This is a genomic window from Microbacterium nymphoidis (assembly GCF_021044885.1).
Taxonomy (GTDB): Bacteria; Actinomycetota; Actinomycetes; order Actinomycetales; family Microbacteriaceae; genus Microbacterium; species Microbacterium nymphoidis.
In genome coordinates this window covers 506,545-529,361 of record NZ_JAJNOD010000001.1, presented here as the reverse complement: position 1 = coordinate 529,361, position 22,817 = coordinate 506,545, and the positions used below count along the sequence as shown (strand labels likewise).

Genomic DNA, 22,817 nt, shown 5'->3' with positions numbered 1-22,817 from the left:
AACGACCCTGTTCACCGGCTGCGGTCTGGACTGACAGGATGGTGCCGTGGGTATCGAGGAGGAGTCGGAGCGCCTGGTGGCGTGGGGTGCAGAGCTGCGGGCGGTACACACACGGTTGCGGGCCGCGCTCAGAGCGGTCAGGGAGGCGGACGGATCCGACGACGTGCCGGCGCGCGATCTCCTCCTCGTCTGTCACGGCTTCTGTGTCGCCCTGACAGAGCACCACGAGGGGGAGGATCGACACCTCTTCCCCGCCATCGCCGCGGCCCACCCCGCGTTGCGCGACACGCTCGAACGACTGCAGCAGGATCACGCCATGATCGCCTGGCTCCTCGCGGACCTGGCCGCCGCGGCGCCCACCGGCGAACGCGGATCGATCTCGCGTCACCTCGACGGGATCGCTGCCATCATGGAGTCCCATTTCGCCCACGAGGAGCGCGAACTCATCACGGTGCTGGACGCTCTCGCACTCGATGCCCGGCCGAGCGACGTGCTCGGCTCGCTGTAGCCGCCCACGGCGATAACACGAAAGCCCGGCGGAGAGCCGGGCTTTCGACGTGATGGTGGACCTGAGGGGACTCGAACCCCTGACCCCCTGCATGCCATGCAGGTGCGCTACCAGCTGCGCCACAGGCCCATCTCGTCCGGCGAACCGAACAGAGAATACGATAACCGAATCCGCGGGCTCGCGCACAATCGAGGCGCATCTCGCGCGCGTCGGGATGGCTGAGAGGGATGCCCGGCATACTGGTCCCATGAATCCCCTGCCGCTGCGCGACGCCAACGGTGAGTTCGCACCGGAGCGCTTCCGTATCGCCCACGACGACTACCACGCCCGCCACGTCGGGCGTACGGCGGACGGGCGCCAGTTCTTCGTCACCACCCCGTTCGTGTCGGCGAGTTCTCCCGGCGGTGGTGCCGAGTACGCGGCTCGCTATCTCTTCGATGACGATGGCGCACTCGTGGAGACGACGATCGTTCCCGTCGGCGGTCGCGACGGCGACGGCGCACTCCCGGGCAATGTCACCGCATTCCCCGCCCAGCAGTCCGCCATCGACCTGCTGCTGACGGAGGTGGGCCCGGTGACGTACGGCGACATCACGATAGCTCCGTTCAGCATCGTGCAGGACGGCGTGGAGTTCGGGCTGGTCCTGAACGGCCCGGACGACGACGAGGATGAAGACGAGGAGTGGTACTGGAACGTGACGATCGAACCCGGCGATTACATGGCGTTCTCCAGTCCCTGGGACAGCGGCGACTATGACACCTGACCGCACCGATTTGACCCTGCCACAGTGTCAGGGTGGAGCGTGATCCCATCATGTACACCATCGGAGAGTTCGCCGCGCTCGGCCACGTGAGTGTCCGCATGCTCCGCCACTACGACGCGATCGGGCTTCTACGTCCAGCCGAGGTCGACCCGCACAGCGGGTATCGACGTTACGAACCGGCACAGCTCGCTGACCTGCTGCGCATCGCGGAACTACGCGATCTGGGCTGTTCCCTGGACGATGCCGCAGCCGTGCTCGGCGCCGAGGACGCGAATGGCGCGCTCGTCGCGCTGCTCTCGCGCCGGCGCACCGAGCTGCGGGCCGTCATCGGCGAGGAACAGGGCCGGCTCACACGGGTGGAGCACCGACTCGCCGTTCTCGAAAGGAATCACCCCATGACCGCATCCACCACCGCTCGCATCGAGTATCGGCGCATCGAAGAGGTGACCGTCTACGCAGCGAGCGGCATCGCTCCGGGTGGCGAAGACGTGAGCGCGCTCGTCGACCGCATCCTGCCACCGCTGCATGATGCCCTCCAGGCCTCCGGCGTCGAGTTCCACGAGCCCGGCGTCTTCTGGTACGAGAACGTGCCCGGCACCGATGACCTCCGCGTCTGGGTCTCCTGGCTCGCCGGGGATTCTCCACGCGTCGACCCCGCGTGGGAGGTCATCACCTTGCCGGCCATCGAGCGCGCCGCTGTGCTGGCGTATCGCGGTGACATGGCTGGCATCGGCCGGGCATGGAACGAGCTGACCGCAGCCGTCCTCGCCGATGGCGAGGATCCCCTCGGCAGCTGCCGGGAGGTGTACCTCGAATCGGAGCCACTCCCCCAGTCCGAGTGGCTCACCGAGCTCGTCCAGCCGGTGCGCTGACGTATTACCCGGCACAACGGAAAGAGGCTCCCGCGCTGAGCGGGAGCCTCTGTGTGTGGACCTGAGGGGACTCGAACCCCTGACCCCCTGCATGCCATGCAGGTGCGCTACCAGCTGCGCCACAGGCCCGAAAGGGCGCTGGATGAACCAACCCCCTTAGCCTACAGCACCCGGTGAGGTGCTGCCGACCATCTGGCCGGATCGATCAGATCGACGCCGGCTGCGGAAGGGTGAAGTCGATGGTGGCGCCATCCTTCCAGAGGCGCTCCAGGTCGTAGTAGACGCGCTCCTGCTCGTGGAACACGTGCACCACGATGTCGCCGAAGTCGCTGAGCACCCAGCGGGCGTCCTGGCGACCTTCACGGCGCAGGCGCTTGTGGCCGGCCTCGAGAAGCTTCTCCTCCACCTCGTCGGCGATCGCCGCGACGTTGCGCTCATTGCGCCCCGTCACGATCACGAAGGCATCCACGAACGGAAGGGGTTCCGAGACGTCAAGCGCGACGATGTCCTCGCCGCCCTTCGCGTCCGCAGCCACGGCCGCGATCTGTACCATCTTGCGAGCTTGTTCGCTAGCGGTCATTGCATCATTCCTGTCAGGGCTGCCCCGACGATCACACCCACCAGGGCCAGGGCGAGAACGCCCGCGGTGATCGCGAGGACCAGCATCAGCTTGTTGCTCTTCTCCGGCACGGGAGGCTTGATGATCTCGCCGGGGGCCTTCGCCTGGCTCACCGCGGCCGTGGCGGCGATGGGGGTGGGCGAAGACGCGGCGGGCAGCTCTCCGTCGATGAGGACGGCGTCCACATCCTTGCCGTCGGCGACTCCGGGCGCGTGCCCCTGGGAGCCGAGCTCGGGGAGGTTGAATGTGCCGGTGACGAGCATCGCGCCGGTCGAGGTGACCGGTGCCGTCAGCGGCGGGAGGGTGGCGTCCGGGAGCACGAGCGAGTGACCCGCTGCCGTGGAGCCCCCGCTGTCGCGCGAGATGAGCTCGTCGAAGGACTGCTCGCCCGACGACGGCCCCGGGGCGACCTGAGCACCGAAGGAGGAGCTGAGGGTAGGGCCATCGCTGACAGCCGCGTGCTCTGCCGTGCCCTTCTCCGGCGTCTTCGCCTTCAGCGGCGCATCGAACGCCGGAGCCGGGGACGCGGTCTCCGCGGGCGGTGCCCAGGCGGGACGCGCGTGCTCCGTGACCGGAGCCGACACGTGATCCGTCGGCGCGGAGGCATCCGGCGCGGCAGCGCCAGCGTCGGCAGCGCCAGCGTCGGACTGCTCGTCGACGATGTGATCCGCCGCCGTCCCGTCCGCAGCGGGTTCCTGCGCGGCGACCTCAGCCGACACGGCGTTGTCCGCGACGGGGGCGTGCTCTTCCTCTGCGGAGGCCTCCTTTGCCTCGTCGGCCGAGGAGTCCGCTGCGCGAGACGCCTCTGCAGCGTCCACAGCGGCGACGGGCTCTTCAGCCTCGGCGAGGACGGCGGGCTCCACGGCGGGGGCGATGTCCGCAGCGGCCGCTGCAGGATCCGCAGCGTCATCCGCCGGACGGATCACCGGAACGGATGCGGTGCGCACGCGTTCCAGATCACGGAGCTCTCGCCGCGTGAGGCGATGCTCCGTCGCGCCGGCGGACGGCGCCGCAGGCGTCTCGGGAGCCGCCACGACGATCGGTTCGGCCGGCCGGGGCAGGGGGTTGTTGACCGGGGCGTCACGACGCGGCGGAACGGGGTCAGCGGGTGCGTTGTCCTCGACAGCCGCTTCGTCGGCAACCACGGGGGTCTGGCCGGTCAGCCGCAGCTCACGCAACTGGCGTCGGGTCAACTGCTCCCCGGAGTGATCAGTGGTAGTCATGCGGTGCTCCGATACAGGTGATGCTTCGCAATGTATTGGACGACCCCGTCGGGAACGAGGTACCACACGGGGTGTCCCTGCCGGACACGCTCGCGACAGTCCGTGGACGAAATGGCCAGCGCCGGGATCTCCAGCTGGCTCACGACCTCCGAGGGAAGACCCTCCGTGCTGAGGACATGGCCCGGCCGGGACACCGCGACGAACTGCGCGAGGTCCCACAGCTCATCATGATCCCGCCAGCTGAGAATCTGGGCGATGGCGTCGGCCCCGGTGATGAAGAACAGATCCGCATCGGGGCGCTGCGCGTGCAGATCACGCAGGGTGTCGATCGTGTAGGTGGGCCCACCGCGGTCGATGTCCACGCGGCTCACCGTGAAACGCGGGTTGGAGGCCGTGGCGATCACGGTCATGAGATAGCGGTGCTCGCTGCCCGTGACATCGGACTTCTGCCAGGGGTGCCCCGTGGGCACGAACACGACCTCGTCCAGGTCGAACCACTGCGCCGCCTCGCTTGCGGCAACCAGGTGGCCGTGGTGGATGGGATCGAAGGTTCCACCCATCACGCCGATCCGCGGTCGCCGTTCGCTCGTCATGCGGCAGGCCTCAGTGGCCGGCTCCGTGTCCTGCGCCGTGGCCCGACTCCGGGTTCTCGTGCGCGAACTTCGCTGCCTTCTCCGCGTGACGGTTGGCCACGTTGCGGTACGACAGCGTCACCATCGCGAGCAGGAAGAAGACGCACGCGGCGATCAGCGCTGCCGGGAAGGTGTGCAGCATGACGTTCTCGGCGTGCTCCTCTGCGGCTGCGACGACGAGCGTGGAGAGAGACATGGAAACTCCGATCGGGTTTGTTACAGGTATCAGTCTATTGCGGTCAGCCGCGAACCTGGCCAGAGCCACGCGCGAGCCACTTGGTGCTCGTCAGCTCGGACAGGCCCATCGGGCCGCGGGCGTGCAGCTTCTGGGTGGAGATGCCGACCTCGGCGCCGAATCCGAACTCGCCGCCGTCGGTGAAACGCGTCGAGGCGTTCGCCATGACCACGGCAGAGTCGACCTCGGCCAGGAAACGATCCGCATTGCGGCTGTCGGTGGTGATGATCGACTCGGTGTGGCCGGTGGAGTAGGTGCGAATGTGCTCGAGAGCCTCGTCCAGATCGGCGACGACATGCATCGCGATGTCCAGATCGAGGTACTCCGTGGCCCAGTCCGCTTCGGTCGCCGGCACGATCCCGGAGCTGAGAGACGCCACGACGTCATCGCCGTGGATGGTCACGCCCTGTGCCTGCAGGGCCGCCACGAGATCAGGAACCAGGCGCCCCGCAGCGCTCTCGTGAACCAGAACGGTCTCGACGGCGTTGCACACGCTCGGACGTTGCACCTTCGCGTTGACCACGATGTCCTGCGCCCAGTCCGCCGGGGCCGTCTCATCCAGGAAGATGTGGACGTTGCCGGCACCGGTCTCGATCACCGGAACGGTCGACTGCGTCACGACGGTCTCGATCAGCTGAGCGCTGCCGCGGGGCACGAGGACGTCCACGTAGCCGCGCGCATTCATCAGCGCGTTCGCACCGTCGCGACCGAAATCATCCACGGACTGGATCGCGTCCGGGGTGATGCTCCGCCCGGCCAGCGCATCGCGCATGACCTCCACCAGCACCATGTTCGACTCGCGCGCTGCGGATCCACCGCGCAACAGCACGGCGTTTCCCGATCGCAGCGCGAGGGCGGCGATGTCCACGGTGACGTTCGGGCGAGCCTCGTAGATGACGGCCACCACTCCGAACGGCACTCGGATCTGCTCCAGCGCCACGCCGTTCGCCAGACGGTGCCCGCCGACGACCTGACCCACCGGATCGTGCAGCGCGGCCACGTCACGGACGGCCGATGCCAGCGACGCGATGCGTGCCTCATCGAGCAGCAGACGATCCAGCAGCCCGGTGGCGATCCCCTCGGCGCGCCCACGCTCCAGGTCGACGGCATTCGCCTCGATGATCCGGGGTGCCGCGGCTTCGAGGGCGTCGGCGATGGCGCGCAGCGCCTCGGCCTTATCGCCGCTGGTGAGGCGCGCGACCGCACGCGAAGCGGTCTTGGCGGCGCGGAAGCGGTCCAGGAGTGCGTCGGGGGTGCTCACGCATCCACCTTAGCGATGGAGCCCGTCGCCGCCTGCGGTGTGACATCGGCAGGCTCGAACCATGTGCCGACATGCGCACCCGCGAGGGCCTGGGCCGCCTGGTCGGTGGAGGTGACCAGAACACCGATGCCCGCGGCCGCGGCGAGCCGAGCGGCCGAGACCTTGGTGGCCGCACCGCCCGTGCCGACGCTGTTCACGACCTTCGCGCCGAACTCCCATCCGGCGAGGTCGTCACCTGCGGCGATGACATCGAGAGGCTCGGCACCGGGCTCACCCGGCGGCCGGGTGTAGAGGTTGGCGATGTCGCTGAGCAGGACCAAGGCATCGGCACCGACGAGCTGTGCCACCAGTGCCGCGAGACGGTCGTTGTCACCGAATCGGATCTCGTGGGTGGCCACCGTGTCGTTCTCGTTCACGATGGGCAGGATGCGCAGGCTCAGCAGCCGCTCCATCGCGCGGCGCGCGTTCGAACGGTGGACGGGGTTCTCCAGGTCGCCTGCGGTGAGGAGCACCTGGCCGGCGACGATATCGAAGGGACGCAGCGCCTCCTGGTAGCGGTACACCAGGACGTTCTGCCCGACCGCCGCGGCGGCCTGCTGCGTGGCGAGGTCGGTGGGCCGGCTGTCGAGGTTGAGATACGGCATACCCGTGGCGATGGCGCCCGACGAGACCAGCACGACCTCCGTGCCCGATCGATGCGCCTCAGCGAGGGCGTGCACCAGCATCGGGATGCGCCAGGATCCCTCACCGGAGATCGAGGACGAGCCCACCTTGACGACCAGCCGGCGAATCCCGGGCAGGTCGGCCCGTGAACGTGCGGTCACCGCTCCTCCAGGTACTGCTCGTCGCGATACTTCTGGGCGACCCGTTCGGCCTCGAGCTCGGCACGAGCCTCCGCCTTCGCGTCCATGCGGTCGTGGTACTGCTCACGACGCTCGGAGGTGGTCCGCCGCGACGAGCCCGACAGACGCGGGTCCGTGCCCCGCGGGGCCGCGGTGAGCTCTGCCGCCGAGGACAGCGCGGGCTCCCAGTCGAACACGACTCCCCCGTCGCCGCCGATGACCACGGTCGATCCGGCGACGGCTCCGGCGCGGTAGAGCTCGTTCTCCACGCCGAGACGCTCGAGCCGGTCGGCCAGATAGCCGATGGCCTCGTCGTTGGTGAAGTCGGTCTGCGCCACCCAGCGCTCGGGCTTCGCACCCCGGATGCGGTAGACGTTGCCATACGTGCCGCCCTCGACGGTCACGGAGAACTCCTTCTCGGACGCCTGCGGACGAACGATGATGCGCTCGGGAGCCGGCGCGGCGGCCGTCTCGATGCGGTGCTGCTCGACGATCTCTGCGAGAGCGAAACTGAGCTCGCGCAGACCCTTGCGGGCCACCGTGGAGATCTCGAACACGCGGAAGCCGCGCGCTTCGATGTCCGGACGCACCAGATCGGCGAGATCCTGCGCCTCGGGCACATCGATCTTGTTCAACGCCACCACCTGCGGACGCTCCAGGAGAGGCGTCTGACCCTCGGGCACCGGATAGGCGGCGAGCTCGGCGAGGATCACGTCCAGGTCGCTGAGCGGGTCGCGACCGGGCTCCAGGGTGGCGCAGTCCAGAACGTGCACGAGGGCGGAGCATCGCTCCACGTGACGGAGGAACTCGAGACCGAGGCCGCGTCCCTCGCTGGCGCCCTCGATCAGTCCGGGGACATCGGCGACGGTGTAGCGGATGTCGCCGGCCTGCACGACACCGAGGTTCGGGTGCAGCGTGGTGAAGGGATAGTCCGCGATCTTGGGGCGGGCCGCGGAAATCGCCGCGATCAGGCTCGACTTCCCAGCGGACGGGTAGCCCACGAGCGCCACATCGGCGACGGTCTTGAGTTCGAGGACGACATCGCCCTCCCAGCCCGGCGTGCCCAGGAGAGCGAAGCCCGGAGCCTTGCGCTTCTGGCTGGCCAACGCGGCGTTGCCGAGACCACCCTGCCCACCGGGCGCAGCGACGAATCGCATACCGGGCTCGATCATGTCGACGAGCACCTCGCCGTTGGGATCCTTCACCACGGTTCCCACGGGAACCGGCAGCTCGAGCGGTTCTCCCAGCGCGCCGGAGCGGTGATCGCCCATGCCGAAACCGCCGTTACCTGCGCTGCGGTGCGGGCTGTGGTGGTACGACAGGAGGGTGGTCACCTGGGGGTCCGCGACGAGCACGATGTCGCCGCCATGCCCCCCGTTACCGCCGTCTGGGCCGGCCAGCGGCTTGAACTTCTCGCGGCGCACGGAGACGCAGCCGTTGCCGCCCTTTCCCGCGCGCAGGTGCAGGGTGACCTCGTCGACGAACGTGACCATCGGAATCCTCCGGATAAACAGGTCGGGGCGAGCCGAAGCCCGCCCCGATCAGAAAGCTTGCGACTTACTCAGCCGCGACGATGTTGACGACCTTGCGGCCGCCCTTGGTGCCGAACTCGACAGCGCCGGCCGACAGCGCGAAGAGCGTGTCGTCGCCACCACGACCGACGTTGACGCCGGGGTGGAAGTGGGTGCCGCGCTGGCGGACGAGGATCTCGCCGGCGTTGACGGTCTGACCGCCGAAGCGCTTGACGCCGAGGCGCTGCGCGTTGGAGTCACGACCGTTGCGGGTGGAGCTTGCGCCCTTCTTGTGTGCCATCTCTGCTGCCTCCGGTGCTTACTTGATTCCGGTGACCTTGACGCGCGTGAGGTCCTGACGGTGACCCTGGCGCTTCTTGTAACCGGTCTTGTTCTTGTACTTCTGGATGACGATCTTCGGACCACGGAGGTTGCCGATAACCTCGGCCGTCACCTTGATCTTCGCGAGCTTGTCCGCGTCGGTCGTGACGGTGTCACCGTCGACGAACAGAACCGCGGGGAGCTCGATCTTCTCGCCCTGAGCGGCCTGGACACGGTCGAGCTGCACGATCGTGCCGACTTCCACCTTCTCCTGCCGTCCACCGGCGCGCACAACTGCGTAAACCACTTGCCACCTTGTTTCTTTGGGGAACCACTTGTCGGGTTCCGGAACGTCTGAAAAGACTGTGCTTGCACTCCCGGAAAGGGACGCCCACGAGGGGCCGGCGCGGCTGCAAGTCTCTCGACGCCGCCCGGGGGCGGGCGACGCGGATGCGCACCAAGGGACCACTTTACCGGATGATCCTGTGTAGCGGCAAAAGGAACCGCTGCGTGTCGTCTTCCGTGTTCCATTCTGCCCCACCTGGCGCAGCGCGCCGCACCGGCGTCGGCGTAGCATCGGCAGAATGACCGTTCTCGTCGATGCCGCACGCTGGCCCGCCCACGGCCGCCTGTGGGCGCACCTCGTCAGCGACAGCAGCCTGGACGAGCTGCATGCGTTCGCGCGCGCTCAGCAGCTCCCGGAGCGCTCATTCGACCGGGATCACTACGACGTCCCCGAGGAGATCATCGAGAGGCTCGTCGCGGCCGGAGCCACTCCGGTCGACAGCCATGAGCTGGTACGCCGTCTGATCGCCTCCGGACTGAGAATCACCGCCCGCGAACGTCGCGGGCGGTGATTCTCACAGTCGAGCGGGAATGACGGTCGCTGTCACTCCCCTGCCGGGTCGGCACCTGCACCCGACACCGGGGCGGTCGATACCGGAGTGCCGGTGAGGGCGGCGGTCGTCACACGACGCCGGCCCCGTCCCTGGCCCGGGGCCTTCGGCTCGGGGAGCGCGTCGAGCACCGATTCGAGAAGCTGCTCCTTCTCGGTCTTGGGCTTGTCGCCGCCGTTGCCGCCGGCACCGTTCGAGCCGTTGCGCTTCTTCCGCGGTCGCTTCGCACGCTCCGCGCGTTCCGGGCGCTCAGACGCCTCCGGCAGCACGATCTCGGTGATGTCCGCCGGCGCCGCGTCGGCGGCTGCACCGCTGCGCGTGGAGGCTGCAATCTGAGCGAGCGCCGACTTGGCACCCTCGGTGATCACGTGGGTCGACACCTGAGGCGCCGGTGCCGCGGCACCACCACCGGAGTTCGAGCCGCCACGCGACCGGCGGGACGATCCGTTGCCATTCCCGTTTCCATTGCCGTTCCCGTTCGCGGAAGGGGCACGGTGCTTGACCACCGGGTCGTGGTGAACCACCACGCCGCGTCCAGCACAGACCTCGCACGGCTCGGAGAAGGTCTCCAGCAGGCCGAGGCCCAGCTTCTTGCGCGTCATCTGCACGAGTCCGAGCGAGGTGACCTCGGCAACCTGGTGCTTGGTGCGGTCCCGGCTCAGGCACTCGACCAGACGGCGCAGCACGAGGTCACGGTTGGACTCGAGCACCATGTCGATGAAGTCGATGACGATGATGCCGCCGATGTCGCGCAGCCGCAGCTGGCGCACGATCTCCTCGGCGGCCTCGAGGTTGTTCTTGGTGACCGTCTCCTCGAGGTTGCCGCCCGAGCCGACGAACTTGCCCGTGTTGACGTCCACCACGGTCATGGCCTCAGTGCGGTCGATCACGAGCGAGCCGCCCGACGGCAGCCAGACCTTCCGGTCCAGCGCCTTCTCGATCTGCTCGGTGATGCGGTACTCGTCGAACGGATCCCGATCGCCCTCGTAGCGCTCGACCCGCTCCAGGAGGTCGGGGGCCACACCGCGCAGGTAGCTCTCGATCGTCTGCTGCGCCTCATCGCCCTGGATGATCAGCTTCTGGAAGTCCTCGTTGAAGACGTCGCGCACGATCTTGACGAGCAGGTCGGGCTCGGAGTGCAGCAACTGCGGCGCATGGCCGGAGGCCGCCTGTGCCGCGATGTGCTCCCACTGCGAGGTGAGGCGCTGCACGTCGACGGTCAGCTGCTCCTCCGTGGCGCCCTCGGCGGCGGTACGGACGATCACGCCGCTGGATTCCGGGAGCACCTCCTTGAGGATGCGCTTCAGACGCGCGCGCTCGGTGTCGGGGAGCTTGCGGGAGATGCCGTTCATCGACCCGTTCGGCACGTACACGAGGTAACGTCCCGGGAGCGAGATCTGGCTGGTGAGGCGCGCGCCCTTGTGGCCCACCGGGTCCTTCGTCACCTGGACGAGGACCTTGTCTCCGGTCTTCAGAGCGAGCTCGATGCGACGAGGCTGGTTTCCGGTCTCGACGGAGTCCCAGTCCACCTCGCCCGAGTACAGCACGGCGTTGCGACCGCGGCCGATGTCGACGAACGCCGCCTCCATCGACGGCAGTACGTTCTGCACGCGCCCGATGTACACGTTGCCGATCAGCGATGCGTCCTGGTTGCGCGCCACGTAGTGCTCGACGAGGACCTTGTCCTCGAGCACGCCGATCTGGATGCGACCGTTCTTGGAACGGACGATCATCTGGCGGTCCACGGCCTCACGGCGTGCGAGGAACTCCGCCTCGGTCACCACGGCGCGGCGTCGACCGGCCTCACGACCGTCACGACGGCGCTGCTTCTTCGCCTCCAGGCGGGTGGAGCCCTTGATCGCCTTCGGTTCGGTGATGTACTCCACCGCGCGGGTGCGGCGCCGCCCCTCCCCGCCGTCATCGGGCTCGCCGCGACGGCGGCGACGCCGGGACGATCCGCCCTCGTCCTCGTCTGCGGGCAGAGCCGGAAGCGGAACGATCTCCGGCGCATAGAAGTGCAGCGCGGTGGACACCTGGGACACGAACACCTCGGGAAGCAGCCCCAGGCTCACCGCGGTGGGCAGCGGCTCCGGCTCCGGCTCCGCCTCAGGCGCGGGCTGGCGGAGGATGACGACGTCGTCGCCGAGCCCCAGACCGGCACCCGGTTCCGCTGCGGAGTCTTCGGCGGCAGCAGCTGAGCCGCCGTCGCCGGCGGACTCGGCAGTGGCCTGGCCCTCGTCCGTGGTCTCGGGCGCGGCCTCATCGCCACCGGATGTCGCATCCGCGGCATTCGGCGTGGCCTCATCGGTCACCACAATGATGCCGGCGTCCGACTCGATGACCGTCTCTCCGTCGTCGGGTGCGGAGCGCTCGGTGTCGTTCTCAGCCGTCGGCGCTGCCACCGGCTCCGTAGGGTCCGCATCGGCATCCGCAGCGGGTCCACCGAAAGCCGGAAGCGCCGTGTGGTCGCCAAACAGCTCCCCGTCGGCCCCCGCGGGCAGTCCCTGCTGGTCGTCGTTCGCTCCGGAATCGGAGGTACGGTCGTTCTCGCTCTTCGTCTCTGCCATTTCTGGCGCACTCCCTGCGGGCAACACCGCGCGTCGCCCGGCGAAATTCTCGTGCGGCGCCGCACCTGGCGGTGCCGCGAACTCACTCGGTCTGCGACCGGCTCAGCGGCTCTGGTCGCGGAGGCCGTCTTGGCCTCGAAGTCTTCTCCACTGCGTTCACCGGCGCGGCCGGTGGGTGCAACGACCTTCATTATCGCACCATCGAGCGGAAATGAGCCAGTAGCCTCTCATGCGCATGTCGGCATATGGCTGCTCTCAGGTTTTCTCCGGCCTGGTCGCATGACCCGGCGGGCATACTGAGGTCATGACCGAAACCCGCAAGCGTCCCGTCGGTGTGGCCCTCTGGCTCATCGTCACCGGCATCATCGGCTGGTACGCCGCGTTCGCCCTGACGATCGAGAAGTTCGAGAAGCTCGAGAACCCCGACGCCATCGCTTCCTGCGACTTCAGCCCTCTGGTCCAGTGCAGCACGAACCTCAACTCGTGGCAGGGCAGCGTTTTCGGCTTCCCCAACCCGCTGATCGGCATCGCGGCCTGGATCGCGCCGATTGTGGTGGGCTTCGCGATTCTCGCCGGCGCCCGCTTCGCCCGCTGGTTCTGGACGTTCTTCTGGCTCGGCTACGTCTTCGCGATCGGATTCGTCTTCTGGCTGGCGTTCCAGAGCATCTTCGCGCTGAACGTGCTGTGCCCGTGGTGCATGGTCACCTGGGTCATGGTGATTCCGTCGTTCTTCGTCGTCACCTTCCACGCGATGAAGCAGGGTGTGTTCGGGACGCGCGCAGCAGCCGCGGGCGAACGGCTGATGGGCTGGACGCCGCTCATGGCGGTCCTCGTGCTCGCCGTGATCGCCGTGGTCGCCGAGATGCGCCTGCACGTGCTGGCAACGCTCTTCTGAGCTCACACACGACTGAGGCGTCCTCCCGGCCGGGAGGACGCCTCAGTCGTGTGTGGACTCAGCCGAACCAGATGCCGAGCTCGCGCTCGGCGGATTCCACGCTGTCGGAGCCGTGGACCAGGTTCTGCTGAACCTTGAGACCCCAGTCGCGACCGAAGTCGCCACGGATGGTTCCGGGGGCCGCGGTGGTGGGATCCGTGGTTCCGGCGAGCGAGCGGAAGCCCTCGATGACCCGGTTACCGGCGAGACGGATTGCCACAGACGGACCGGACATCATGAACTCCAGCAGCGGCTCGTAGAAGGGCTTGCCCTCGTGCTCCGCATAGTGCTGCTCCAGGAGCGTGCGATCCGGCTGCACGAGCTTGAGATCGACGAGCGCGTAGCCCTTCGCCTCGATGCGCGCGAGGATCGCGCCGGTCAGTCCGCGAGCGACGCCGTCGGGCTTGACCAGGACGAGCGTTTCTTCGGTTGCCATGTCAGTCACTTTCTGTCGTGGAGGTGGCGGCCGGGCCCTTGCGGACCAAACGGGCCGACGTGATCATCGCATACGCCCACATCCCGCCGAAGACGAGGAAGACGAATACGAAGGCGAGGTTGAGGAATGCGGCGGCGAGGATGACGAACTGCAGCACCCAGCCTGCGGCGATTCCCCAGCGGAAGCGAGTGCACCCGGCGACGACGATCATCAACAGCGCCACAACGGCGCCCCCGACGATTCCCCACCACGGAGCGATCGTCTCGGGCAGAGCGCGCAGCCCGTAGACCACCAGGCCCCCGAGGAACGCGACGAACGCCTCGAAGATCAGCACGATTGACCCGAGCCGGGCCATCAGGGACGGGGTGCGAGAGGAGGCGCTCATCGGGCGGTGCTCCCCTTCCAGTCCTCATCCTCGGCGAGGCGGATGGCTTCGCCTGCGAGAACCACCGAACCGACGATGATGACGGCGCGACGGGGTGCCTCCGCCGCCCACTCCCGAGCGGACTCCGCGGCGTCGTCCAGGTTGGGGTGGACGCTCGCCCGCAGTCCCGCCGCCTCGACCAGATCCGCCAGGGCGTCGGCGTCGAGTGAGCGCTCCGAGTCCGGTTCGGTGACGAACACGTGCGCGGGGATCTCGCGGAGCGCCTCGATGATGCCTGCTGCGTCCTTGTCCGCGAGCACCCCGAGCACGAGACCCCACTCGTCGAAATCGAACGACTCGCGGAGGGCTGAGGCCAGCGCCCGTGCACCGTGGGGGTTGTGACCAGCGTCGACGAGCACCGTGGGCTCGATCCCGATCAGCTGCAGGCGACCGGGAGAAGTCGCCTCGGCGAGGCCCTCCGCCAGGACGTCATCCGCGATCGGCTGCGCGGCTCCGCCGATCAGGGATTCCACGGCCGCGATGGCGAGGGCGGCATTCTGTCCCTGATGGGCGCCATACAACGGCAGGTACACGTCCTCGTAGGCACCGGAGACGCCGCGGACGCTCACCTGCTGCCCGCCCACGGCGAGCTGCTGGCCGATGAGCGCGAAGTCCCCGCCCTCGAACGCGATACTCGCCCCATGGGCGGCGGCGGCAGCACGCAGCACGGCTTCTGCCTCGGCGCTCTGACGTGCGGACACCACGGCCGCGCCATCCTTGATGATGCCCGCCTTGACGGCGGCGATCTTCTCGATCGTGTCGCCCAGCCGGTCTGCATGATCCATATCGATCGGTGCGAATACGGCCACATCGCCGTCAGCGGTGTTCGTGGAGTCCCACGAACCACCCATGCCGACCTCGAGCACCAGCACATCGATGGGCGCATCCGCGAAGGCGACGAAGGCGAGCACGGTCAGCAGCTCGAAGAACGTCAGCGCGGCGTCGCCCTTCGCGGCGAGTTCGGCATCGACGATCCCGACGAACGGGGCGATCTCCTCCCACGCGTCGGCGACCGCCGCATCCGAGATCGGCTCGCCGTCCACGAGCATGCGCTCGGTGAAGCGCACGAGATGCGGGCTGGTGAACAGGCCAGTGCGCAGCCCATGAGCCCGCAGCAGCGACTCGATCATCCGCGCGGTGGAGGTCTTGCCGTTCGTGCCCGTGATGTGGATCACGCGGTACGTCCGCTGCGGGTCATCCAGCAGCTCGAGAACGCGGGCCGTGCGCTCGACCCGCGGCTGCACCCACTGCTCCCCCTGACGGGTGAGCAGTTCGGCGTAGACGGCGTCCGCCCGATCGCGATCGGTCATTAGCGCTCTCCTCGCTCGCCGGTACGTGCCACCGAGACCGTGAAGGCCGCGGTGTTCGCGTAGGTACCCGCCACCACATCGACGGTGTGCTCGAAGGAGGTTCCGGCCTCACCGCTCGCCAGCACCACCGTGCCGTCTCCCAGCACCGTGTAGCTCGTCGCCAGGGTCTCCCCCGCGACATCGGCGACGTCGAATGCGCTCGCCACGGCGGCCGCTTCGTCGGCACTCGCGAACGCGAGTTGCAGACGGATGCGGTCGCTCACGTCGAAGTCCGCCGCACGACGGGTGTCCTGCACGGCACGGATCACGTCGCGTGCGAGGCCCTCCGCCTCCAGCTGTGGGGTGGTCACCGTGTCGAGCAGCACGAAACCGCCGCCCGGCAGGAGCGCCAGCGCCGTACCGTCGGCACCGCCGGCGACTTCCAGAGCCAGCTCGTACTCGTTCGGCTGGAGCGCGATGCCCCCCGCCGTGACGACGCCGTCGACCTCGGTCCAGTCACCGCTCTTGGCGGCGCCGATGGCCTGCTGCACCTGCTTTCCGATGCGCGGACCGGCCGCCCGGGCGTTCACAACCAGGCGGCGGCTGATGCCGTAGCGCTCTCCGATGCCGTCTTCAGCCTCGACGAGCTCGACCGCCTTGACATTTAGCTCATCCCGCAGGATCCCCTCGAACTGCCCGAGCCCGGCCGAGTCGGCTGCGACCACGGTGAGCTTAGCGAGGGGCAGCCGGACCCGCAGGCCGTGCTGCTTGCGCAACGCGTTGGCGGTGGAGGAGATCTCCCGCACCGCATCCATCGCGGTGCGGATGTCGGATGCCGGGGCGAACGCCGCCGCATCCGGGAAGTCCTGCAGATGCACGCTTCGTCCGCCCGTGAGCCCCTGCCAGACCCGCTCGGAGACCAGCGGGATCAACGGTGCGGCGACCCGTGTGAGCACCTCGAGCACGGTGTACAGGGTGTCGAACGCCTCGCGGGAACTCTCCTCCTCGGTGACGCCCACCCAGAACCGGTCGCGCGAGCGACGGATGTACCAGTTGGTCAGCGCCTCGGCGAAGTCGCGGAGCTTTTCGGTGGCGCTGGTCGAATCGAGCCCGTCGAGGTCGGTCGTCACGCCCGAGACGAGGTCGCCGAGCAGCGCCAGGATGTAACGGTCCAGCACGTTGGTCGAGTCGGTGCGCCAGGTCGCCTGATAGCCACCGGGCTGTGCGGCATTGGCGTAGGTCGCGAAGAAGTACCACGAGTTCCACAACGGCAGCAGGAACTCGCGAACACCGCCGCGGATGCCTTCCTCGGTCACCGAGAGATTGCCGCCGCGGAGCACCGAGGAGGACATCAGGAACCAGCGCATGGCGTCGGAGCCGTCGCGGTCCAGGACCTCGGACACGTCGGGGTAGTTCCGCAGCGACTTCGACATCTTCTGCCCGTCGGAGCCCAGCACGATGCCATGGCAGGAGACGCCGGTGAACGCGGGCCGGTCGAACAGGGCCGTGGAGAGCACATGCAGCAGGTAGAACCAGCCACGGGTCTGGCCGATGTACTCCACGATGAAGTCGGCGGGCGAGTGCGAGTCGAACCACTCGCGGTTCTCGAACGGGTAGTGCACCTGCGCGAACGGCATCGATCCGGAGTCGAACCAGACATCCAGCACATCCTCGATGCGGCGCATGGTCGACTGCCCGGTCGGGTCATCGGGGTTCGGCCGGGTCAGCTCGTCGATGTAGGGACGATGCAGATCCGGCTCGCCCTTCTCGTTGCGCGGCAGACGCCCGAAGTCGCGTTCCAGCTCTTCGAAGGAGCCGTATGCATCGACACGCGGGTACTGGGGGTCGTCGCTCTTCCACACCGGGATCGGCGATCCCCAGTAGCGGTTGCGGCTGATCGACCAGTCACGCGCACCCTCGAGCCACTTGCCGAACTGACCGTCCTTGACGTTCTCCGGCACCCAGGTGATCTCCTGGTTGAGTTCGAGCATGCGGTCCTTGAACTCGGTGACGCGCACGAACCAGCTCGAGACCGCCTTGTAGATCAGAGGGTTCCGGCAGCGCCAGCAGTGAGGGTAGGAGTGCAGGTAGGAGGCCTCGCGCAGCAGGCGGCCGTTCGCCTTCAGCAGGCGGATCAGGGGACGGTTGGCGTCCATCCAGAGCTCACCCGCAACGTCGGTGACGGCAGGCAGGAAACGTCCGCTGTCATCCAGCGAGAGAATCGTGGGAAGACCCGCGGCATCGGCGAGGCGCTTGTCATCCTCACCGTAGGCCGGAGCCTGGTGGACGATGCCGGTGCCGTCTCCCGTGGAGACGTAGTCGTCCACCAGGATGCGCCAGGCCGTGCCGGTACCGTACGCCTCCTCATCCGCGTAGTAGTCGAAGAGACGGTCGTAATGGACGTCGGCGAGGTCGGCTCCGCGCACCGTCCGCTCCACCGCGGCCAGTGCTTCATCCGCCGACCCGTAGCCGAGGTCCTTGGCGTAGCCGCCGAGCAGCGCGGCGGCGAGCAGGTAGCGATGCGCCACAGCGGATTCCGCGGCATCGCCGGCGGCGACGTCCGCAGCGCCGGCGGGACCGCCCGGCACCACGACGTAGTCGATGTCTGGGCCGACGGCGAGCGCGAGGTTGGTGGGCAGCGTCCACGGCGTCGTGGTCCACGCCAGTGCGCGCACGCCCGTGAGACCGAGCGACTCCGCCTTGGCGCCCACGAGCGGGAAGCTCACCGTGACCGACGGGTCCTGACGCTCCTTGTACACGTCGTCGTCCATGCGCAGCTCGTGCGCCGACAGCGGGGTCTCATCACGCCAGCAGTACGGCAGCACACGGTAGCCCTCATAGGCGAGGCCCTTGTCGTAGAGCGTCTTGAACGCCCACAGCACGCTCTCCATGTACGACGTGTCCAGCGTCTTGTAGCCGCGCTCGAAGTCGACCCAACGAGCCTGGCGGGTGACGTAGTCGCGCCACTCCTGCGTGTAGGTGAGGACCGACTCCCGCGCCTTGGCGTTGAACGTGTCGATGCCCATGGCCTCGATCTCGCTCTTCTCCGTGATGCCGAGCTGCTTCATGGCCTCGAGCTCAGCGGGCAGCCCGTGGGTGTCCCATCCGAAGACGCGGTCGACCTTCTTGCCCCGCATGGTCTGGAACCGCGGGAAGAGGTCCTTGGCGTAACCGGTGAGGAGGTGCCCGTAGTGCGGCAGACCGTTGGCGAAGGGCGGGCCGTCGTAGAACACCCACTCATCGGCTCCGTCGCGCTGGGCGATCGACGCACGGAAGGTGTCGTCGCTTTCCCAGAAGTCGAGGATCTCGCGCTCGATCTCCGGGAACCGCGGGCTCGGCGTGACGGCCGCCGCCTGGTCGGCAGCGGGTCCGAAGGAGGATCGTGGGTAGGTCATCTCATCTCGCAGGTGCTCGTGATTCGCTCCTGCGGGGACGATCTCTCGACCGCGGTACCACCCCGCGTTGCCCCACGCCCGGCGGGCGGTGGACCACTTCATACTTCGGCTGTGACGGGCCTGCCCCGTTCGGTTCTACTGAGGCCACGGCCCGTTCTTCCGAATGCTCCCCGGTGATGCCGGATCTGTGCACGTTCCCCGATCATACCGCGCCGTCGTTCAGGATGCGCCGTCCAGCAGCACCGCGGCGGCGGCACGCGCCATCTTCTCCTGGTCATGGCCCACCCCCGGCACCTCCTGCACACGCCACCGGAACGCGACGCCGTCATCATGAGCCACCGCCTCAGCGCGTGCGAAGAACTCCTCCCCGCGTGCGAGGCGGGTCGCGCCCTGCCGCATCGCATCGTCGTCGGTACGCAGGTTGTCGGATCCGGTGTCGGCGGTGCCGAGCATCACGACCAGTCGCCGGCTGAAGGCGAGCGCGGGATCGAAGACCGGCGCAGCACCGCCCCCGAGCCCGAAGGGGAAGTCGGCCCCGTCGTCCGGCATCAGGTACCACCCCGCGTTCGCGGCGACGGCGAGCGAGACCGGGGCATCCGGAACGAGCATCACGTATCTATGGACGAACTGAGCGCCTGCCGAGTGCCCGAACATCTCGAACGAGTGCTGTTCCCCTCCGATACGATCGCGAGCCGCCTCGAACAAGGGCTGGATGTACCCGTACGACCCGGCGGTGACATCCGCAGGCTCCCCGGCATCGGATCCTCCGACCCCTCCGAGGTTGTAGCCCTCTGCGTCACCGAAGTCGGCTGCGGAGAACTGCGGCGCGAGCACGACGACGTCCCGGTCGCGCACCAGGTCGGTCCAGGAATTGCGGTAGTCCGCTGCGTTGCGCTCGACGCCGTGCATGACGATCAGGATGGTCGCGTTGCGCGTCGCGTGCTCGCCGCTGACGTAGTAGACGGGAATAGTGGGGCGTCCCGGAACGGCCAGCTCGAACTTCCCTCTCCCGCTCAGCCCGGAGGATGCGGGAGCCGTCGCCGCGCACGCGGGAACCGCGGCAACGATGAGCAGAGCCGCGAGCGCCATCCCCAGGCGGCGAACGACTGCCGTCGTACTCAAAACGTCACGCTCCCGACGTCACCGCTCCAGGCGACCCGTGGGCCCAGGATCTTCCGGGCTGGGCCGAGCTCGGCTCCGGTGACGGGACGGGCCACATAGTCCGTGAGAAGGTTGTCGGTCTCGATGACGCGAATGCTCAGCTCCCCTGCGCCGTCGTCAGCCCAGCGCAGACCCACGACGGCGCCGAGACCGGGACGGCCGTAGCTGGCGAAACGACCCGGCGCCCCGAAAACGAAGTTGCCCATGCTGTAGACCACCGGCATGTCGCCGATCACATCGACCGGCTGGAGGGTGTGCGAGCCGCTGCCGATCACCACGTCGTACCCGGCCTCCGCGAACAGCCCCGCCCAGTAGCGCTGCTGATCGTTCACGTCGGCGTAGTTGTCGCCCCAGTGGACGAACGCCACCACCCGATCGGCTCCGTTGTCCCGAGCCACGCGGATGCCTCGCTCGATACGGTCCGGTTTCAGCGGCAGCATTCCGGCGGAGACATCGGTGCTGCGCTGCAGGGGGCCGAAGTTCTCGCCGAACGACACGACCGCGACATCGAGCTGTCCGGAACGGACCATGAGAGGCATCGAAGCCTGCGCCTGATCCGCTCCCGCTCCGAACGCCGCGACCCCGGTGTCGGCTGCCGCCTGGAGCGTGTCGGCCAGGCCGACGGGGCCTCGATCCATGGCGTGATTGTTCCCCAGGTTGATGGCATCGACTCCGAGCGCGTGCAGGACGGGCAGGTACGCCGGATCGCTCGCGTAGGAGTACTTCGCACCGGGGTTATTCGGTGCTGTGCTGGTGGTGAACGGGACCTCGGAGTTGATGATCGTGAAGTCGAATCCGCTGAGCATCGGAGCCACGCCGGCCAGGACCGACTCCGGTCCTTCCTCGGTGATCTTCGACATTGCGCCGTCGCCCAGCATGGTGTCTCCGGTGAAGCCCAGGTCCAGCACGCCGTCCGAGAGGGGCGCTGCGGCCGCTTCGACCACCGGTTCCGGTGCCGGTGCCGCGAGCGCCAGCTGCCCTCCGACCGCGGCCGATGCGCCCACTGCCACGGTCAGGCTGAGTGCGATGATCCTCCGGTCACGGCGGAGGTGGCGTCCGGCCCGCTTCCGGGGCTGTGCCCGGCGTGCCGCGTTCATCGTTCGAAATGCCATCGTCGGTTCCGTTCACCTCGTTCGCGCCACAGCTGGGCGCGGTACTCCTCCCCGGTCTGGACCGTCACCGGGACGCCCCGCCCCATCACCCAGACGCTGTCAGCCAGCGCCAGAGCATCAGGATCCTGCGTCACCAGCAGCACGGTGCCGCGGTGACGGAGAAGGGCCTCGCGCGCTCGTGAGCGTGCCTCGGCGTCCAGGCCCATCAGCGGCTCGTCCAGCAGCAGTATCCGCGGCGTGCCCATCATGGCGCGCGCGAGCGCGAGCAGCTGACGATCGCTGAGCGTCAGATTCGAGCCTCCCTCCTGGACCCAGTCATGGATGTCCGAGAACCCGTGCTGGGCCAGCGATTCATCCAGCCCGAGCGTGCGCAGTATGCGCTGCACCTCGCCCGGCGCCACATGGCGTGCGGCATAGGTGGCGTTTCTCAGCACACTGCCTTTGAGCAGCGGGAGGTTGGGGCCGGCCACCCCCATCATGCGTCCCACCGACGAAGGGGCGGTCTGAGCCAGGTTCTGGCCGTCCACGATCACCGCGCCCGATACCGGCTCCGTCTGCCGGGCGACGAGCTCGAGCAGCGTTGATTTGCCGCTGCCGGACGGGCCGGTGATCACGACCAGCTCCCCGCGGTCCGCGACCGCGGTGAAGTCGGCGAGGGCCCCCGGCACGGTGACGCCCTGGAACTCGATTCGCCCTCCGCGCACGATGAGCGCAGGGAGATCCTCCTCGGCGGCGTCACGCGACGAACTCGTGAGGAAGTCGGTGACCTTCTGCCGCGACACCAGACCGCGATGCCAGTAGTCGTGAGTGAGGCCGAGCGTTCGCACCGGACGGGCGAGGTACCGGGCCAGCAGCGCTGCCACGATGACGACATCCACGCCCACCTGGCCACGCCGCGCCTCGATGACTCCCACCGCGAGCACCGCGGCGACGGAGACCAGCGAGACGGCGACGGCGATGCCGCGGAGGCGCCCGCGCAAACCCGCGACGCGGATGAGCGCGTCCGTCAGGGAGGCGTTCTGTCGAGACAGCCGGGAGAATTCGCCACGGGTCCGCCCCGACACCTGGCTGACCGCAAGAGTGCCCAGTTGCTCGTCGATGTTGCCCATCAGGAGCGAGCGCCGTCGGCGCATCGTCCGGGTCGCCTCGCGCATGGAGCGTCCGAAGACGAGGGACAACGCGCTTCCTGCAGCGAGCACCGCGATCACCGTGATCGCGAGCCACACGTCGAGCCAGCACAGCACGCCGATTCCCACGATCAGCACGATTGCGGCGGAAATCCCTTCGAGGACTCCACGGCTGAGCCACATGCGGAGCATAGAGAGATCACCGGTCAGACGCAGCAGCAACCCGCCCCGTGCCCGATGTCGCAGGTGCGCCGGCAGCATGCGCTGCAGATGCGCGTACATGGCCATCCGGAGCCGGCGCACAACGAGGTATCCGGCGCGCTCCGCAACGGTGAACTCGATGCTTCGTGCGATGCCGAGCACGACCGCGAGGGCCGCGAGCACCCCGCAACTCCATAGTGCGCGCTCGAAGGTGAGCTCCGCAGCCCGCCCGACGCCGTCGGGGACGAGTGCGTCGATGACCGTCCGCGTGACCAGCACGAACCCGGCGAGCGCGGCCGCCTGGATCAGGCCCAGCGCAGCCACGGTGATGATGTCGGAGGCCCTCAGGCGGAACAGCGTTCCGGTGTGGACATCGTCGTCATCTTCGAGCCCTTCCTGCATCCACTCCGGTTCGCCTTCCTCGCGCCACGCGTCCGCGGGGGCCCCACCTGTCGTCGTCATTGAGTCCGTCGTCGTCATGGAGAGGC

At 68.3% G+C, this 22,817-nt stretch carries 22 protein-coding genes and 2 tRNA genes; 5 read left to right on the top strand and 19 right to left on the bottom strand.

What is annotated here, in order from left to right; all coding sequences use genetic code 11:
- The first annotated feature begins 46 nt into the window (after positions 1-46).
- Entirely contained in the window at positions 47-508 is a 462-nt protein-coding gene (locus LQ566_RS02570; RefSeq protein WP_231089991.1) for a hemerythrin domain-containing protein, read from the top strand.
- A 53-nt stretch (positions 509-561) separates the two neighbouring features.
- Here the strand turns inward: LQ566_RS02570 and LQ566_RS02565 are convergent.
- Positions 562-637, bottom strand: a tRNA-Ala gene (locus tag LQ566_RS02565).
- 118 nt (positions 638-755) lie between these two features.
- Between LQ566_RS02565 and LQ566_RS02560 the strand changes: the two genes are divergently transcribed.
- Together LQ566_RS02560 and LQ566_RS02555 are read left to right on the top strand one after the other, a co-directional pair.
- A complete protein-coding gene (locus LQ566_RS02560) occupies positions 756-1,271 on the top strand; it encodes a hypothetical protein (protein WP_231089990.1) in 516 nt (171 codons plus the stop codon).
- Positions 1,272-1,303: 32 nt separating this feature from the next.
- On the top strand, positions 1,304-2,143 hold the full coding sequence (locus LQ566_RS02555) for a MerR family transcriptional regulator (RefSeq protein ID WP_231089989.1): 840 nt from the start codon (positions 1,304-1,306) through the stop codon (positions 2,141-2,143).
- 56 nt (positions 2,144-2,199) lie between these two features.
- On the opposite strand, the gene LQ566_RS02550 is transcribed toward LQ566_RS02555, so the two are convergent.
- From LQ566_RS02550 to rplU, 10 genes are all read right to left on the bottom strand, one after another.
- Positions 2,200-2,272 (bottom strand) — tRNA-Ala (locus LQ566_RS02550).
- 76 nt (positions 2,273-2,348) lie between these two features.
- Positions 2,349-2,723 carry a ribosome silencing factor gene (gene rsfS, locus LQ566_RS02545; RefSeq protein ID WP_231089988.1) on the bottom strand — a complete coding sequence of 125 codons (375 nt, stop codon included), beginning with the start codon at positions 2,721-2,723 and terminating at the stop codon, positions 2,349-2,351.
- Positions 2,720-3,985, bottom strand: a complete 1,266-nt coding sequence (locus LQ566_RS02540) for a ribonuclease E domain-containing protein (RefSeq protein ID WP_231089987.1) — start codon at positions 3,983-3,985, stop codon at positions 2,720-2,722. The genes rsfS and LQ566_RS02540 overlap by 4 nt, the downstream gene beginning before the upstream one ends.
- Positions 3,982-4,578 (bottom strand): nicotinate-nucleotide adenylyltransferase, encoded by a 597-nt coding sequence (nadD, locus tag LQ566_RS02535; RefSeq protein ID WP_231089986.1) that lies wholly within the window; start codon positions 4,576-4,578, stop codon positions 3,982-3,984. Before nadD ends, LQ566_RS02540 begins: the two co-directional genes overlap by 4 nt.
- Before the next feature lie 10 nt (positions 4,579-4,588).
- A complete protein-coding gene (locus LQ566_RS02530; RefSeq protein WP_231089985.1) occupies positions 4,589-4,813 on the bottom strand; it encodes a hypothetical protein in 225 nt (74 codons plus the stop codon).
- A 43-nt stretch (positions 4,814-4,856) separates the two neighbouring features.
- Complete coding sequence (locus LQ566_RS02525; RefSeq protein ID WP_231089984.1) at positions 4,857-6,113, bottom strand: glutamate-5-semialdehyde dehydrogenase; 1,257 nt, start codon at positions 6,111-6,113, stop codon at positions 4,857-4,859.
- The gene (gene proB / locus LQ566_RS02520; protein ID WP_231089983.1) at positions 6,110-6,937 is read right to left on the bottom strand and encodes a glutamate 5-kinase; all 828 of its coding nucleotides are present in this window, start codon (positions 6,935-6,937) and stop codon (positions 6,110-6,112) included. The genes LQ566_RS02525 and proB overlap by 4 nt, the downstream gene beginning before the upstream one ends.
- Positions 6,934-8,448, bottom strand: coding sequence for a GTPase ObgE (gene obgE / locus LQ566_RS02515; RefSeq protein ID WP_231089982.1), 1,515 nt, complete (start codon positions 8,446-8,448; stop codon positions 6,934-6,936). The genes proB and obgE overlap by 4 nt, the downstream gene beginning before the upstream one ends.
- Before the next feature lie 64 nt (positions 8,449-8,512).
- Positions 8,513-8,767 (bottom strand): 50S ribosomal protein L27, encoded by a 255-nt coding sequence (gene rpmA, locus LQ566_RS02510; protein ID WP_231089981.1) that lies wholly within the window; start codon positions 8,765-8,767, stop codon positions 8,513-8,515.
- A gap of 18 nt (positions 8,768-8,785) precedes the next feature.
- Positions 8,786-9,094: a 50S ribosomal protein L21 gene (rplU, locus tag LQ566_RS02505; protein ID WP_231089980.1), complete on the bottom strand. Its 309-nt coding sequence runs from the start codon at positions 9,092-9,094 to the stop codon at positions 8,786-8,788.
- A 277-nt stretch (positions 9,095-9,371) separates the two neighbouring features.
- On the opposite strand from rplU, the gene LQ566_RS02500 reads away from it, so the two are divergent.
- Positions 9,372-9,644 (top strand): DUF4031 domain-containing protein, encoded by a 273-nt coding sequence (locus tag LQ566_RS02500; protein WP_231089979.1) that lies wholly within the window; start codon positions 9,372-9,374, stop codon positions 9,642-9,644.
- Positions 9,645-9,676: 32 nt separating this feature from the next.
- Here LQ566_RS02500 and LQ566_RS02495 read toward each other — a convergent pair whose 3' ends face one another.
- Positions 9,677-12,250: an Rne/Rng family ribonuclease gene (locus tag LQ566_RS02495; protein WP_231089978.1), complete on the bottom strand. Its 2,574-nt coding sequence runs from the start codon at positions 12,248-12,250 to the stop codon at positions 9,677-9,679.
- A 304-nt stretch (positions 12,251-12,554) separates the two neighbouring features.
- Between LQ566_RS02495 and LQ566_RS02490 the strand changes: the two genes are divergently transcribed.
- On the top strand, positions 12,555-13,145 hold the full coding sequence (locus tag LQ566_RS02490; protein ID WP_231089977.1) for a vitamin K epoxide reductase family protein: 591 nt from the start codon (positions 12,555-12,557) through the stop codon (positions 13,143-13,145).
- 58 nt (positions 13,146-13,203) lie between these two features.
- Here the strand turns inward: LQ566_RS02490 and ndk are convergent, their stop codons facing one another.
- The 7 genes from ndk to LQ566_RS02455 form a co-directional block, all read right to left on the bottom strand.
- The gene (ndk, locus tag LQ566_RS02485) at positions 13,204-13,620 is read right to left on the bottom strand and encodes a nucleoside-diphosphate kinase (protein ID WP_231089976.1); all 417 of its coding nucleotides are present in this window, start codon (positions 13,618-13,620) and stop codon (positions 13,204-13,206) included.
- A gap of 1 nt (position 13,621) precedes the next feature.
- On the bottom strand, positions 13,622-14,005 hold the full coding sequence (locus LQ566_RS02480; RefSeq protein ID WP_231089975.1) for a DUF4233 domain-containing protein: 384 nt from the start codon (positions 14,003-14,005) through the stop codon (positions 13,622-13,624).
- Positions 14,002-15,354, bottom strand: a complete 1,353-nt coding sequence (locus LQ566_RS02475; RefSeq protein WP_231089974.1) for a bifunctional folylpolyglutamate synthase/dihydrofolate synthase — start codon at positions 15,352-15,354, stop codon at positions 14,002-14,004. Before LQ566_RS02475 ends, LQ566_RS02480 begins: the two co-directional genes overlap by 4 nt.
- Entirely contained in the window at positions 15,354-18,728 is a 3,375-nt protein-coding gene (ileS, locus tag LQ566_RS02470) for an isoleucine--tRNA ligase (RefSeq protein WP_231089973.1), read from the bottom strand. The genes LQ566_RS02475 and ileS overlap by 1 nt, the downstream gene beginning before the upstream one ends.
- Before the next feature lie 219 nt (positions 18,729-18,947).
- Positions 18,948-19,850 (bottom strand): hypothetical protein, encoded by a 903-nt coding sequence (locus LQ566_RS02465; RefSeq protein WP_231089972.1) that lies wholly within the window; start codon positions 19,848-19,850, stop codon positions 18,948-18,950.
- The gene (locus LQ566_RS02460) at positions 19,847-21,001 is read right to left on the bottom strand and encodes a CapA family protein (RefSeq protein ID WP_231089971.1); all 1,155 of its coding nucleotides are present in this window, start codon (positions 20,999-21,001) and stop codon (positions 19,847-19,849) included. The genes LQ566_RS02465 and LQ566_RS02460 overlap by 4 nt, the downstream gene beginning before the upstream one ends.
- Complete coding sequence (locus LQ566_RS02455) at positions 20,983-22,791, bottom strand: ABC transporter transmembrane domain-containing protein (RefSeq protein ID WP_231089970.1); 1,809 nt, start codon at positions 22,789-22,791, stop codon at positions 20,983-20,985. Before LQ566_RS02455 ends, LQ566_RS02460 begins: the two co-directional genes overlap by 19 nt.
- Positions 22,792-22,817: the final 26 nt, after the last annotated feature.

Excerpts from the sequence above, each read along its gene's own strand:
- LQ566_RS02560 (WP_231089990.1), top strand. The coding sequence starts at position 756 with ATGAATCCCCTGCCGCTGCGCGACGCCAACGGTGAGTTCGCACCGGAG.
- rsfS (WP_231089988.1), bottom strand. The coding sequence starts at position 2,723 with ATGACCGCTAGCGAACAAGCTCGCAAGATGGTACAGATCGCGGCCGTG.
- LQ566_RS02540 (WP_231089987.1), bottom strand. The coding sequence starts at position 3,985 with ATGACTACCACTGATCACTCCGGGGAGCAGTTGACCCGACGCCAGTTG.
- nadD (WP_231089986.1), bottom strand. The coding sequence starts at position 4,578 with ATGACGAGCGAACGGCGACCGCGGATCGGCGTGATGGGTGGAACCTTC.
- LQ566_RS02530 (WP_231089985.1), bottom strand. The coding sequence starts at position 4,813 with ATGTCTCTCTCCACGCTCGTCGTCGCAGCCGCAGAGGAGCACGCCGAG.
- obgE (WP_231089982.1), bottom strand. The coding sequence starts at position 8,448 with ATGGTCACGTTCGTCGACGAGGTCACCCTGCACCTGCGCGCGGGAAAG.
- rpmA (WP_231089981.1), bottom strand. The coding sequence starts at position 8,767 with ATGGCACACAAGAAGGGCGCAAGCTCCACCCGCAACGGTCGTGACTCC.
- LQ566_RS02500 (WP_231089979.1), top strand. The coding sequence starts at position 9,372 with ATGACCGTTCTCGTCGATGCCGCACGCTGGCCCGCCCACGGCCGCCTG.
- LQ566_RS02495 (WP_231089978.1), bottom strand. The coding sequence starts at position 12,250 with ATGGCAGAGACGAAGAGCGAGAACGACCGTACCTCCGATTCCGGAGCG.
- LQ566_RS02490 (WP_231089977.1), top strand. The coding sequence starts at position 12,555 with ATGACCGAAACCCGCAAGCGTCCCGTCGGTGTGGCCCTCTGGCTCATC.
- ndk (WP_231089976.1), bottom strand. The coding sequence starts at position 13,620 with ATGGCAACCGAAGAAACGCTCGTCCTGGTCAAGCCCGACGGCGTCGCT.
- LQ566_RS02480 (WP_231089975.1), bottom strand. The coding sequence starts at position 14,005 with ATGAGCGCCTCCTCTCGCACCCCGTCCCTGATGGCCCGGCTCGGGTCA.
- LQ566_RS02475 (WP_231089974.1), bottom strand. The coding sequence starts at position 15,354 with ATGACCGATCGCGATCGGGCGGACGCCGTCTACGCCGAACTGCTCACC.
- ileS (WP_231089973.1), bottom strand. The coding sequence starts at position 18,728 with ATGACCTACCCACGATCCTCCTTCGGACCCGCTGCCGACCAGGCGGCG.
- LQ566_RS02460 (WP_231089971.1), bottom strand. The coding sequence starts at position 21,001 with ATGGCATTTCGAACGATGAACGCGGCACGCCGGGCACAGCCCCGGAAG.
- LQ566_RS02455 (WP_231089970.1), bottom strand. The coding sequence starts at position 22,791 with ATGACGACGACAGGTGGGGCCCCCGCGGACGCGTGGCGCGAGGAAGGC.